Genomic DNA, 13,739 nt, shown 5'->3' with positions numbered 1-13,739 from the left:
TGTCAGTGCGGCTTGCAGAAATCAATATTCGTACAAAGGATCTAAGATGTTTCGATGTCCCAGTACTTGGGGTTATGGCATCCCCCACTGGTTTAAGGTTCCATCCTCATCTCCAGTGTAGCTCTGTGCAAGCGCGAGTCGATGCACAGCGAAAAAATCCCCTTGCTGTCTTCAGTGGGGAGAATCTCAATGTTTTTTCCATAGAAGCTACAGTGTTGCTTCCAGCTTTTTTTGTTCCTAACAAGCTCTCACCAATATATCCTCTAGCGATCGCAAGATTAACTAGGCAGGAATCACTTGAACAACTAGTGCGCGTTTATCCAGTGACTGGATTTTACCTACTTGACTGAGATCATTTGCAATTCGGTCTAGCAGTTCTCCCGCTTTGTCACGATATTGATGTTCTCGGCCTCGTAACCGGATGGCAAACTTGACTGAATCGCCTTTACTCAACCATTCACCTGCTTGTTGGATGCGTAAATTGTAATCAGCCACGCCCACGTTTAGGCCAAATCGAACTTCCTTTACCGTCGGTCTAGCACTCTGGCTCTGACGTTTTTTCTTTTGATACTGAAGCTTGCCATAGTTGAGAATCTTGGCGATTGGAGCCTCTTTACCTTGGGAGACTACAACTAAGTCAAGCTCTAAGCTCTCAGCTAGCTGTAGCGCCTCATTGGTGTCGATCAGACCACGATTGTTATTCTCATGGTCAATCAAGAAGACGCTAGGTGACTTGATTTGTGAATTAATCAGTTGCTTTTGGATTGCGATAACGAATTTCTCCTAATTGTTCAACATTTTACATTCCAAGTAATGCTAATTTAACACAACGCTGAATTAGAGCAACTTTAACGACACAATGGACTACAATCTGTTAAAATGTGGAATTGCGGCACTCGCTCTTCAGTCTTTACGCTATTGCCCATCAGCTTTTCAACGCTTTTTTATCCGTCCGCCTAAGACTGACGCCGCCATTGGCGACAGGCCGATGTTATTTTTGGAGTTTTATGTCTTTTTCTACTCTCGGCTTGTCCAATGAAATTATCCGTGCGGTTACCGAACGCGGGTACACCGAACCCACACCAATTCAGATGCAGGCGATTCCAGCCGTCTTGTCGGGTAGCGATTTGCTAGCTGGGGCACAAACTGGTACTGGAAAGACCGCTAGTTTTACCCTACCGCTTCTGCATCGGTTGTCGTCTGACAAGAGCATCAAAGGTACATATAAGGGATACCCGCCGATCCGGGCGCTGATTCTTACCCCGACTCGTGAACTCGCTGCACAGGTAGAAGAAAGCGTGCGCGAGTACGGTAAGTACTTGCAGTTAAACTCGATGGTGATGTTCGGCGGAGTCGGTATTAATCTGCAAAAACAGCGTTTGAAGAACCGAGTGGATATTCTAGTCGCTACTCCAGGGCGACTGTTAGACCATGTACAGCAGGGCACGCTGAACCTATCGCATATAGAGGTTTTGGTGCTAGATGAAGCAGATCGGATGCTGGACATGGGCTTTATTCATGATATCCGCCGCATCCTCTCACTCTTGCCCAAACAGCGACAAAATTTGCTATTCTTTGCTACTTTCTCGGACAAAATTAAGGCACTGGCCGCCGGGCTGCTTAATAACCCGACGATGATTGAGGTAGCACGCCGCAACGTTACCGCCGAGACGATCGCACAGAAAATTTATCAGGTAGACCGTGACAAGAAACGCCAATTACTTGCTCACCTGATTCGTCGAGATAATTGGTATCAAGTGCTAGTGTTCACCCGCACTAAGTATGGCGCTGATCGTTTGGTTAAGCAGTTGGGCGAAGACCGCATTCAAGCACTGGCAATCCACGGGAATAAGAGCCAGCCGGTGCGTACTAATGCTCTGGCAAAGTTCAAAAATGGTAGCTTACAGGTATTGGTGGCGACAGATATTGCAGCTAGGGGTCTTGATATCAGCGAACTGCCTCATGTAGTTAACTTCGATCTACCCAATGTACCAGAGGATTATGTTCATCGCATTGGGCGTACTGGCCGCGCTGGCGCGTCAGGTGAAGCCGTATCGCTGGTGTGTGTCGATGAATACCCTCTATTGAAAGATATCGAAAAACTGATTGAGCAGCGCTTGCCAAGGGAAGTGGTGGCTGGTTTTGCGCTCAACCCCGATATCAATCCCGAACCAATCCCAAATGGACGGCAACACAGAGCCAAACCTGAACCTGATAAACGTCCGGCTCGTACTCCTAAACCTTTACCACAGACATCGGCTAAACGTAAGGCAGCGCCACCCGCCACGAATGGCGATAAGCCTGGTGCTCGTTCGTCGGCATCGCGCCGTTCCGCTAAACGCGATCGCTAATATTCGTTAGCTGTTTAAATGGACAACCTCTCTCCTAACGCATTTGTGAGAGGTTAAGCTTTATATAGAACTCGTATTTGATTGCGTGAAAAAAATCAGTACACCCTGTAAAGGCTTCTTCGCCACTCCCTACTGGCTGTCTACGAAAATAATTTCAAAAATCAAAGCGGACTGCTATAGGTCTTAGTACAGCATTTCATAAATCCGTGACGAATTGAGCGACCTATTAATAGGGCTTTGCGAGATTTAATAACGCTACGAACTTGTGAAATACTGTACTTAAATAATACTAGAACTTACGCATTGAAAGGAAGTTGACTATATAGCAATCCTAAATGAGTCGTGAAAAATATAGATAAGGAAACGAACCGCCAAGAACGCCAAGAGGAGAAAGAAAAAAGAGATATATAATTTTCACAAATGATTTAGGACTGCTATATGGATTCAAGCCCACCTTAATACTTTCACTTGCCCAAACTTTTTCAGATACACTATTAAACCAGTTTCGGGAATTTCTAGATTTTGGACTTGGGTAATCTCTCAAACTCTTATTACTTCTCTGCGAGACGCTGCGCGAACGTGTCCTACCCTGCGGGAAGCCACTCCGTGTCTATGCGTCCAACTCTTACGAGACGCTGCGCGTAGCTTGCTTCTCCGTAGGAGTATGCGGTAGCCTGCGGCAAGCCGCTTTGCGTCTATGTTTTTTCATAATTTTGCGTAAGTCCTACCTCTGTGTCACTTCATAGTTCCAGATGACTGTCTTGCCTTCTGTTGTCATAAAAGCCCGAACTTGCACAGAATCATTAGAGGAAGATTTATCTGATGAGTCTTGCATTTCTCGCCAAACTTTTTCTGCTGGAGCGTTGCCATCTTGATTAATATTCCCAACAGCAATTTTTCTCTTACCCGTTACAGGCCATGAAGCTGCTAATTGTATAAACCCTAACCCATCTATAACTTGGTAATTAGCTCCCAAAGAAAATGTATTGCTAACCGAATTGTAGTCTACTTCTTTTGAAATGCTCGTATTTGCAGGAATATCACCCAAAGTCCAATGTCCTGAATCATTCTTTACGCCTACGTATTGAAGGTCATACTTGGTTTCGTTAACTACAGAAATAAGAAACTTCTTGTCAGAGGTTACAAACTTGATGATCTGGTCTATAGCTGTGTTGGGATCAAAGTTTAACTTTATTGTGTAGTCTCCTATTTGTAGCTCTGTCTTATTGTCAACGGGGTTAGCAGGACAAGCTTTAATGTTGTAGAAGCCATTTTCTTGGCTTACTTGAAGTATTTCTGCCTGATAAGCTTCAATATCAATCTGAACGAAAGTTGCATTCTTGTTACCCAAATCAACGGTCGAAGGGCAATTGAATCCCGTGTTAACATAGTTTATTGGAGAATTGACAATGGAGACAAATTTCTCGCTTTCTTCGTACCAGTTTTTAATTAACTCTTCAGTTCGCATTAATTATAGTTGCGTAAAGGCGCGGATAGCACTAAAAAAGTGAGTACGGAAAAGCCTCAGATGTCCTCACCATGAATATGATATGTAGCTTAACTTCATCAAATAAATCCTTGGGTTCATACCGCTCACGTAGCAAAAATCTATTGACACTAAGTAAGTCGGCGCAAATAAAGCTAACTGGTGAAGGCTGTCATTTGTCATTTGTCATTTGTCCTTTGTCATTAGTAAGGGTTTCAGGTGTATTTACTTTTCGTAATATAGTTCTGTTTTTTCCCACCGAATTACTTATCATGAGACAAATCTTCCATGATTTCTGCCAAACGTGTACTGATTTTATTCTCAATAAGCTCAAGCATTTTTAGGAACAGCTATTTTCCAGACAATAGGCTGGTCAACATTTTCAGAGTTTAAAGTTCATCGAACTCACGTTAACGTAAAAAGTCAGGAGTGCGAGGCTACAACAACTCTGTGATGGAAAATAACCGTTGTCGGTCTATTTTTTGAAGCTTGATTTTTTCAGCGTAGAAAGCCTGATAATAGGATTGATATCGCTCTGGTTCAGTTTCTGGATCAGTTTGTTGCCATAATTCCAAAAAGTGGCGATAGCGTTTTTCAAGCATCACTAAATCCATGCAAGCGATCGCAGCTTGAACTACTTGCGGAGTCCGAAGTATTTCTTTCTGGTTTATTTCATCCACATGAAATAAATGGGAAATTAACCCCATCTCGCTACCAAATTCTAAGAACTGGTCTTGCAGGCGAGAAATTAAATCTGGTAGAGACGCAAAATTTTTCGTTTCTCCATCACCAGATGAAATTTCTAAAATTTGTTGCCATAAAAATCGGTGGTGGGAAAGGCTAAATTGCAAATCTCGCTCCTCTAGTTCGGCAATAATCGCTTGACGCTGTTCGGGACAATGCAAGTAAATTCGCAGTAACAAGGCTTCTGCGTGTTCTAAAAGGCTCCGTTCTGTGGGGAGTGGGGAGTGGGGAGTGGGGAGTGGGGATTTGCTACTTCCCCATGCTTTTCTGGCTGACACAGGCTTAGAGTATGTAGCCGGAGGGGGAGCAATTTGGGTTAGCAGATTTTCGACTCGTAAGGGTATAAGTCTGGTATCTCCTAAGCTGAGTATTTCTGCACAGTAGGAAACGTAATAGTTGCGTGTATCGCTGTTAGCTATATTTTTAAGTAATTTGACTATTTGCTGAGTTACTTGCTGAAAATCAGTAGCCTGTTTTAAGTCGCGGTCTTGAATAATTTGCTGAATCTGCCAGTCTAACCAAAGTGGCGCATTTTTTAGCAGTTCTCCATAATCTTCTGGGGTGTGGCTATGCAAGTATTCATCAGCATCTTTACCATCGGGTAAATTGAGAACCTTTAGCTGAACTTCGCCTTTGTACGCTAATTCGGCAATTTCACCGATCGCCCGTTCTGCGGCATTGGTTCCGGCTTTATCAGCATCAAAGTTGAGTACTAATTGTTTCGATTCGGTGTAGCGTAATATTAAGCGGACTTGTTCTAAGCTTAAGGCAGTACCTAGAGAGGCGACGGCATTATTAATACCAGCAGTGTGGAGAGCGATCGCATCAAAATATCCCTCTACCACCACCGCTTGATCGAGTTGAGAAATCCCACCCTTGGCTTGATCGAGGGCAAATAATGTTTTACCTTTACTAAAAAGTTCAGTTTCTGGTGAATTCAGATATTTAGGCTGCTCATCAGTCAAGGTTCTACCACCAAAGGCAATGACGCGCCCTTGAACATCACGGATGGGAATCATCAAGCGATCGCGGAATACATCATAATAACCGCCTCCTTCCCGCCGTGGCTTAATTAATCCCGCTTTTTCTAGTATCTGCGCTGGGTAATGTTTATCTTCCACTAAATAACGATAGAGAGTTTCCCAACTGGCGGGGGCATAACCTAAACCAAATTGCTGTATAGTTTCTTCTTTGAGTTGGCGGTTAGATTGCAAATATTGAAGTGCCTTTTGCCCTTGGGATTGTCTCAGCGCGTGTTGATAAAACTGTGCGGACGTTGCCAGAACTTCATATAAATGCTCACGCAAAGATAGCTGACGCTGTAATTCCTGGCGTTGTTCGGGTAAGAGTGTTTGTACAGGTACTTGGTAACGCCGTGCTAAATCCAGCACCACATCAGCAAAAGAACGCTTCCCCAACTCCATGACAAACTTAATCGCATTTCCTCCAGCTTGACAGCCGAAGCAATAATACATTTGCTTAGTCTGGCTGACGGTGAAACTGGGAGATTTCTCGTCGTGGAAGGGGCACAAACCGACGAAATCTTTCCCGCGTTTGCGTAAAACTACGTATTCCGAGACGACATCTACAATATCAGCCCGTAGTTTAACTTCCTCAATTGTGTCTGGGTGCAAGCGGGGGATTTGCATATTTAGTCATTGGTCATTGGTCATTAGTCATTGGTCATTGGTCATTTGTCATTTGTCATTGGGTATTGGGCATTGGGCATGGGGCATGGGGCAATAATTAATAGTTCTTCTCCCCCTGCTCTCTCATCTCTCTCATCTCCCCACTCCCTGGACATTAACTTTGGAGAAATAACAAAGGATAAATGACTTTAGACTTCTGATGGCTATTATATTCTTGTTGCTAGACCAAGAAGCATCTATATAATTGCTTACATTTAATTTTATCAGAGGAATTACTTAAAATGGGGCGTATTTTTATTTCGGCGGCTCACGGAGGCAAAGAAGCTAGAGGGATAGATCCAGGTGCGATCGCAGGTGGTACAACTGAAGCTAAAGAAATGATTCTGCTGCGGGATTTGATTGTCACGGAACTGAGGGCGCGGAATGTGGAAATTTTGGCGGTTCCTGATGACTTGAGTGCCGCCCAAACTATCACCTGGATCAATTCCCGAGGCCGCCGGGGTGATGTCGCCCTAGAAATTGAATCTGATACGGCTAATAGCCCTTCTGTGCGTGGGGCTAGCGTTTTCTATATTGCTAATAATAGCGATCGCAAGACCAATGCTGAACAATTGCTAGTGGGGTTGTTGCGCCGCGTACCCCAATTGCCGAATCGGGGAGTCAAGCCAGATACAAATAGTGGCTTAGGTAGTTTAGCATTCTGTCGCCAGACAACGCTTCCAGCTTTAGCGATGCAAGTGGCGTTTCTGAGCAATCCAGAGGATCGGGCTTTGCTGCAAAGTCGTCGCCGCGATTTTGCTTTGGGAATTGTCGATGGACTAGTAACTTGGAGTCGTGTGATTGACCCCACTCCTGGAACTTTGATCGAAGCAAATTATCCGCCAATTAATATTAATATTAATGGACAAAAATACTCAGAGCAAGGAGTTTTAGTTAATGGTAATGCTTACATTCCCATTGATTTAGTAGACCGTTTGCAGATTGACCTTTCAAAAACGGCTAATGTCAATCGGATTACCTATCGCAAAGTAGTTTATGTTAAAGCGATCGAACTGCGAGATTTTAATATTGCAGTAAGTTGGGATGCTGCAACGCGTACTGTTAGCTTGCGATCGAATTTGGTGGTTTGCCCTGGTCAATTTTCGCGGGTGATGTCGAACGGGAATACTTCCGAAGTACAGTTACAATTATTTCTTAGAAACAATAATGAAAATGCTTTAGTACAGTTTCCTGACATCCCAAAACTTTATCGGGAAGAAGCAGGTATAGAGGGAGTGAACTATGATATTGCCTTTTGCCAAATGTCTGTAGAAACTGGATTTTTACGGTTTGGTGGCGATATTAGACCTGAGCAAAATAACTTTGCAGGCTTAGGTGCGATCGGTGGTGGTTCGGAGGCTGCGTCTTTTCCGAGTGCCAGAATTGGAGTGAGGGCACACATCCAACATTTGAAAGCTTACGCAAGTTTAGAACCTTTGGTACAAGAAGTAGTAGATCCAAGGTTTCGCTTTGTCACACGCGGGATTGCGCCATTAATTGATCAGCTATCAGGGCGGTGGTCAGCAGATTTAGATTATGGTACGAAGATTTCAGCAATGCTCAAACGATTATATGAATCAGCAGGACTTCTTTGAGTATTGAGTAAATAAACTTGCACTAATTACTTGAACCCTCTCTTTATTAGCGTACTTGGCGTACTTGGTGAACCAGCGCTGTAGGCGGGTTTCCCGCCGTAGGCGACTGGTGTTAGCGTAGCGGTAGCGAGTCTTCTCCCAAGGGGAGACGCCAAGGCAATACGCTTGGGTTAAGGATAATCGTAGGTTGGGTGGAACTTAAGTGTTACCCAACAAACCCGCGTCGTAGGTTGGGTTTCGTTCCTCCACCCAACCTACGCAGTTTATGGTTTTTGCCGCTAACTGAACTGTATTGGACGCCAAGGGCGAACGAGCGTCACCCGAAGGGCGGTTCGTTTAAGAAATATTAAGTGCATCCTCATAGCGAAATGATATGAGGTTCTGCACAACGCGATCGCCAAATAATTTTCCAAAGAGATTTTTTGTCATTTCTGGTACAGGTTTACGGTCATCTACGTTAGCAGGGGTAATCATAAAAGATAAAATTTCTCGCCTCTTCATTAATTATTAAATGTAACTTAAAGCCAAAGTACCATCCTAAAGAACTCTTTCCCCAATTCGCCAAATTTTTGAAAACTCGATTACGCTTCGCTCTTTGATTTAAACATATTTCTAGGGAAGTTGAATCAATAAAATTGATGCCAGTACTTTGTCCACGACGCAGATGTAGATACTAACACAAGGGGATTAAAGCACTTTTCTCCAATTCTACAAATCGGTTGTAACTTACTAGTTGAGGAAAATATTTTGGGAAAAGACTACATACGTGCTTAGTATAATAATCCTTAAAGTTTCTATAAGATGATTGATGAAAATAAATAATTATTGTCATGACTTCGCTTAAGCATAAATTAGATTTTTTGTGACGTTTACGCTCACTGGTAGGCAATAGTTCTTGCTGCCAAATTTTTTCAAAAAGCAGTTTCCTTCTTTGCGGGAAATTGATGAACTTATCGAAAATAAGCTACTGAGTATGTCGAATCTGTCAGAGAACAATCCATTTTGCTCAAAAAATCGTCTCTGTAGTTTCACTAATGCCAATGTAGCGACTCATCTGCTAGAGATTTGAAAGGTTTACTGTTATATAATAAATGCTTGCCAGAGTCTGGAGTGCATCAATTGTGGGCATCGATGCCGTCAAAGTCGGCGTGGAAGTCGATGTGTCAGGGGGATTACCGGGAATTGTTGTCTTGGGACTGCCAGATTCAGCGATTCAAGAATCAAGAGAAAGAGTCAAAGCAACGCTAAAGAATGCAGGTTTCGCCTTTCCCATGCGAAAAATTGTGATCAATTTAACTCCGGCAGATTTACGGAAAGAAGGCCCCTGTTTTGATTTGCCTATTAGTGTGGGAATTTTGGCGGCTTCTGAGCAAGTTAGCGCTGATTTGCTGGGGGATTATCTATTCTTGGGCGAAGTCTCTCTAGATGGCAGTTTGCGTCCGGTGGCTGGTGTTTTGCCGATCGCAGCAGCAGCCCAAAAGATGGGAATTGCAGGTTTAGTTATCCCTGCTGATAATGCCCAAGAAGCAGCAGTGGTTCAAGACTTGGCTGTTTACGGCTGCAAACATCTGTCTGATGTGGTGGATTTTTTAAATAATCCCGGACGTTACAAACCTGTGCAAATTGATCATACAACGGAGATAGCAACAGTATCTTACCCTGGCGCAGATTTGCATGATGTGAAAGGACAAGCTCATGCGCGTCGTGCTTTAGAAATTGCTGCTGCTGGTGGACACAATTTAATTTTTGTCGGGCCGCCTGGTAGTGGGAAAACCATGTTAGCACGGCGCTTACCAGGAATTTTACCGCCGCTAAGTTTTGCCGAATCTTTAGAAGTGACTCGCGTCCATTCGGTGGCTGGTTTATTGAAAAATCGCGGTTCGTTGGTACGCGATCGCCCTTTTCGCAGTCCCCACCACTCAGCATCCGGGCCTTCTCTTGTGGGTGGTGGTAGCTTCCCTCGTCCTGGGGAAATCTCATTATCTCACAGGGGCGTGCTGTTCCTTGATGAATTAACTGAGTTTAAACGTGATGTTTTAGAATTTCTGCGTCAGCCTTTGGAAGATGGCTATGTGACAATTTCCCGCACCAAACTATCAGTAATGTTTCCCGCGCAGTTTACTTTGGTGGCGAGTACTAATCCCTGTCCTTGTGGTTACTATGGCGATACCATCCAACAATGTACTTGTTCTCCCCGTCAACGTGAGCAATATTGGGCAAAACTTTCTGGGCCGTTGATGGATCGAATTGATTTACAAGTTGCGGTGAATCGGTTGAAACCAGAGGAAATTACCCAACAACCTACCGGAGAAGCATCAATAACAGTGCTACAACGAGTGCAACAAGCAAGCGATCGCGCAATTACCCGCTTCCAAGGAGAGGCAAATCTGCGTTGCAATGCTCACATGCAAAGTCGTCATCTCCAGAAATGGTGCAAGCTAGATGATCCTAGCCGCAATTTATTAGAAGTAGCCATTAGAAAGTTAGGTTTATCGGCAAGAGCAAGCGATCGCATTCTCAAAGTAGCACGAACTATTGCAGATTTAGCAGGAGAAGATGAGTTAAAAACCAATCATGTAGCGGAAGCAATTCAGTATCGCACAATCGATAGAATGCAGTAAGAATCTTGTGATGATGGCTTAAGTCTGTTAAGGGTTAAGGCAGATAGTTCCTGTTCCCAGCAGCTAGAACAGTAAGGCTAAAGCTGTGATTCTAATAAATGAGTCAGAGTCTAAACTTTATGATAATCAATACTTTAGGGACTTCCAAGAAATAAATTACCCAAATAAACGTAGACGCTGCATCGGCTTGCCGCAGGCTACCACTCCAGACACAGAGAAGCCAGTGCGTTGGGCGGGTTCCCCGACTTGAAGCAACTGGCGCGACACAGAGGAATGAGGAGGAGAGAGCTTTTTCGTTAATTTTTGAGTATTTTTTTATTTGGAAGTCCCTTAGCAGAATCACAGACCGCAAATTTAAAATTCAATATTTTGCTGGAAAATAAAGAGATGGTAGCGCGATCGCAATGACATACAGCGTATTTCAGGTAAATGAAGTACACGGGTAGGGGCACAACATGTTGTGCCCCTACGATATCTCTACCTCACGCCTGTTGCAATCTGCTGTATTAAATTTTATTATTTCATCGAATAATAAAAACTGGGATGCACCCTTTTAGAACTTCCACAGTATCGTGTTGAAGGCAACACTTAAAAGTGGGTTTAGTAGGAAAAGTAGGATATTTTCTATAAAGCATTAAATAAACTTTTATTTAAATTCATTCTTGAGAGGTTCAGCGTACTATTTTTAAAAAAATTAATTTTTTCTTAACCCGTAAAAAATGATTTCAGTGTAATCTGTAGTCATCAGTAAGTTTTAACCATTAACCCTTTTAGTAAAGGATAATTCATTGCTGAATCAAAATCAGAAAACCTTATTTGGGAGTGTAGGATGAAAGGTTTTATCACACGTAAAATTGCCCTTGTAGTTACTGTAGTCACTGCAACTCTTGGCTTGAGTGCTAACAAAATTTTAGCTGACGTTGGGATCATCAGAATAGGTGATATCCTTCAAATCAATGTTACAGGCAAATGGTCTCCTTTAAGATTCATTGGCTTAACCTCAAATAATACTCTCGTAAATATAGATCCGAGTGGATTTGCTTTCACAGTTAAAGTCAAAGGAATTGACGGCAACTTACAAGGTATTGACTTCCGTCCAGCAAACGGTCTACTTTATGGTGTCACAGATACTGACAACATATACACGATCAACTCTAGAACTGGTCGGGCTACGTTTGTGAGCAAACTATCTAGCAGCTTTAATGGAGGATTTCAGTCAGGTTTTGACTTCAATCCCGTACCAGACCGCTTACGGACAGTAGGTAGCAATGACCAAAATTTTCGTACCAATGTAGATACTGGTGCAGTCACCGTCGATACAACCCTGGCGTATGCTACTGATGATGTCAACGCCACAGTTGACCCCAACATTACCGGTGTCGCTTACACAAATTCGGTTGCTGGAGCCACGACAACTCAACTTTTTGGCATTGATTACGATCTTGACGTGTTAGTACTGCAAAACCCACCCAATGATGGCACTCTCAGAACAATCGGCAAGCTTGGTGTTAACTTTGCACCGATAAGCGGGTTCGACATCTTTACAGATGCACAACACAAAAATACTGCCTATGCACTGTCTGGTTCAGTTCTTTACACTATTAACCTATCTACTGGCACTGCAACTAAAATCGCCGATGTACCTAAAGATAACTTCATTGGTTTAGCCGTTACATCTAAGTAGGCATCCCCAAGCTCGACTTGATCTATTGGTTAAAAGCGTAAACGCGTATGCCCTGCTCTTGATTGTTAAGATATCCAATCGAGAGCAGAGCAGGCGCTTCAGAAACTCTCACGAACTCCTCTTAAACACATCACGAACTATGCTTGAAAAGTTCGTGATTTGTGTTTTCCACGCTAAAAGAAGATTCGCTCTTTTCCAGAGAAGAAATTTAGAAATTACTCGTCGCCTAAACATTATTGACGCTAGCGAAGTAGCGATTACAATTTTCACTGTCGAGGAACAACTTCGTGGACGATTCCAAGTTATTCGACGAGTGGTTCCTAATGATTTGGTTTCGGCTTAGAGGCTATTTATAAAGAAATCTAAAGAGGAACAGTTGGATTAAAGACAAACGGTACGATATAGATAAACAGTATATTTCCTGACCTGAATCCCTAAATAGGTTTGTAGGTTTATTGTGCAAGACCAATCCAACTGAAAATAAAATACAGGGGTGAAAGTTGATGTCAGCGAATCTTAGAACGCGAGCAGCTTTGGCAGCAGGCATAATGCTAGGTGGTATGACGATGTTGCCGGGTGTAGCCCTTTCACAATCGCAAACCCCAGGCAACATTACAGGTCGGTGGAGTGCAGTAGCAAACACCAGTGCTGGCAGTCTTAACATTACACAATCTGCAAACGGTGCTATCTCCGGCACTTTCCTTGGAACTTCCTTGGACGGGTACTATAATCCTTCCTCGCGCCGTTTAGTATTTGTACGCATTGCTAATGGAATTCCATTTCAGTTTTATTCAGGATATATCTCTTCAAACGGTTTGGGGCTAGGGGGACAATTCAACGTTTGGACTTACTCACCATTAAATGAGGGAGTTGTTGATTACAACTTTAGCGCCACTAAGGTCTCTGACTTCCCAAACTAGGCAGAAGGGTTTAGTGAATTCGTAGCGCACCTGCTCTATTGAACTCGGCAGTTGAGCCTTTTAACTCGGAAGTTGAGCCTTTTAACTCGGCAGTTGAACCTTTTAGCTCGGCAGTTGAGCCTTTTAACTCGGCAGTTGAGCCTTTTAACTCGGCAGTTGAGCCTTTTAGCTCGGCAGTTGAACCTTTTAGCTCGGCAGTTGAGCCTTTTAACTCGGCAGTTGAGCCTTTTGACTCGGCAGTTGAGCCTTTTAGCTCGGCAGTTGAGTCTTTTGACTCGGCAGTTGAGCCTTTTGACTCGGAAGTTGAGCCTTTTCACTGGGAATATCACCCAATACGTTTCGGTTAGTGATATTTTGCCCAGGAAATCCCCCCAACCCCGCTTAAAAAGGGGGACTTTGATTCCGGTTCCCCCCTTTTTAAGGGGGGTTAGGGGGGATCTTTATACAAGTAAACCGATAGGCGCAAAACCCTGTGTCTTCAGACCAGGGATGTAGCGCCAACGGTGAATTTATTCACCGTGACATTTACTATTTGTGGTGAGGGTCTTCAATATATTTTTTAATTACAGCCGCGCTAACATTTCCAGCAGTTGAATAAAAGTAACTATTAGTCCACATACTAGGCATCTTTTTTAAATCTGGAAATTCGC

At 43.4% G+C, this 13,739-nt stretch carries 11 protein-coding genes and 1 pseudogene; 7 read left to right on the top strand and 5 right to left on the bottom strand.

Annotated features, from left to right (window positions below):
* Nucleotides 1-282: 282 nt before the first annotated feature.
* Complete coding sequence (infC, locus tag LC653_RS26980; RefSeq protein ID WP_225892454.1) at nucleotides 283-750, bottom strand: translation initiation factor IF-3; 468 nt, start codon at nucleotides 748-750, stop codon at nucleotides 283-285.
* 257 nt (nucleotides 751-1,007) lie between these two features.
* Here infC and LC653_RS26975 point away from each other — a divergent pair, with 257 nt between their 5' ends.
* Nucleotides 1,008-2,351, top strand: a complete 1,344-nt coding sequence (locus LC653_RS26975) for a DEAD/DEAH box helicase (protein ID WP_229497749.1) — start codon at nucleotides 1,008-1,010, stop codon at nucleotides 2,349-2,351.
* 724 nt (nucleotides 2,352-3,075) lie between these two features.
* Here LC653_RS26975 and LC653_RS26970 read toward each other — a convergent pair.
* Both LC653_RS26970 and dnaG read right to left on the bottom strand, forming a co-directional pair.
* Nucleotides 3,076-3,819: a hypothetical protein gene (locus tag LC653_RS26970; RefSeq protein WP_229497748.1), complete on the bottom strand. Its 744-nt coding sequence runs from the start codon at nucleotides 3,817-3,819 to the stop codon at nucleotides 3,076-3,078.
* Between the two features lie 455 nt (nucleotides 3,820-4,274).
* Nucleotides 4,275-6,230, bottom strand: a complete 1,956-nt coding sequence (gene dnaG, locus LC653_RS26965) for a DNA primase (RefSeq protein WP_229497747.1) — start codon at nucleotides 6,228-6,230, stop codon at nucleotides 4,275-4,277.
* 281 nt (nucleotides 6,231-6,511) lie between these two features.
* On the opposite strand from dnaG, the gene tftA reads away from it, so the two are divergent.
* Nucleotides 6,512-7,864 (top strand): hormogonium tapered terminus morphoprotein TftA, encoded by a 1,353-nt coding sequence (gene tftA, locus LC653_RS26960; protein WP_229497746.1) that lies wholly within the window; start codon nucleotides 6,512-6,514, stop codon nucleotides 7,862-7,864.
* Between the two features lie 390 nt (nucleotides 7,865-8,254).
* Here the strand turns inward: tftA and LC653_RS47980 are convergent.
* A pseudogene (locus LC653_RS47980) lies at nucleotides 8,255-8,825 on the bottom strand (IS982 family transposase); the annotation flags it as partial.
* A 130-nt stretch (nucleotides 8,826-8,955) separates the two neighbouring features.
* On the opposite strand from LC653_RS47980, the gene LC653_RS26950 reads away from it, so the two are divergent.
* The 5 genes from LC653_RS26950 to LC653_RS26930 all read left to right on the top strand — a co-directional run bounded on the left by LC653_RS26950 (nucleotide 8,956) and on the right by LC653_RS26930 (nucleotide 13,436).
* Nucleotides 8,956-10,485 (top strand): YifB family Mg chelatase-like AAA ATPase, encoded by a 1,530-nt coding sequence (locus LC653_RS26950; protein WP_229497745.1) that lies wholly within the window; start codon nucleotides 8,956-8,958, stop codon nucleotides 10,483-10,485.
* A gap of 829 nt (nucleotides 10,486-11,314) precedes the next feature.
* Nucleotides 11,315-12,169 carry a DUF4394 domain-containing protein gene (locus tag LC653_RS26945; protein WP_229497744.1) on the top strand — a complete coding sequence of 285 codons (855 nt, stop codon included), beginning with the start codon at nucleotides 11,315-11,317 and terminating at the stop codon, nucleotides 12,167-12,169.
* Nucleotides 12,170-12,308: 139 nt separating this feature from the next.
* Nucleotides 12,309-12,512 (top strand): hypothetical protein, encoded by a 204-nt coding sequence (locus LC653_RS26940; protein ID WP_229497743.1) that lies wholly within the window; start codon nucleotides 12,309-12,311, stop codon nucleotides 12,510-12,512.
* 160 nt (nucleotides 12,513-12,672) lie between these two features.
* The gene (locus LC653_RS26935) at nucleotides 12,673-13,089 is read left to right on the top strand and encodes a hypothetical protein (RefSeq protein WP_229497742.1); all 417 of its coding nucleotides are present in this window, start codon (nucleotides 12,673-12,675) and stop codon (nucleotides 13,087-13,089) included.
* Nucleotides 13,090-13,127: 38 nt separating this feature from the next.
* On the top strand, nucleotides 13,128-13,436 hold the full coding sequence (locus LC653_RS26930) for a hypothetical protein (RefSeq protein WP_229497741.1): 309 nt from the start codon (nucleotides 13,128-13,130) through the stop codon (nucleotides 13,434-13,436).
* 181 nt (nucleotides 13,437-13,617) lie between these two features.
* On the opposite strand, the gene LC653_RS26925 is transcribed toward LC653_RS26930, so the two are convergent.
* Nucleotides 13,618-13,739 (bottom strand): transposase (locus tag LC653_RS26925; protein ID WP_229497786.1); only part of this gene is annotated, 122 nt, incomplete at its 5' end.

The organism is Nostoc mirabile CHAB5784 (genome assembly GCF_020829645.1).
Taxonomy (GTDB): Bacteria; Cyanobacteriota; Cyanobacteriia; order Cyanobacteriales; family Nostocaceae; genus Nostoc; species Nostoc mirabile.
Note: the sequence above shows the minus strand (reverse complement) of the source record. Positions and strands in the feature narration are given on the sequence as shown.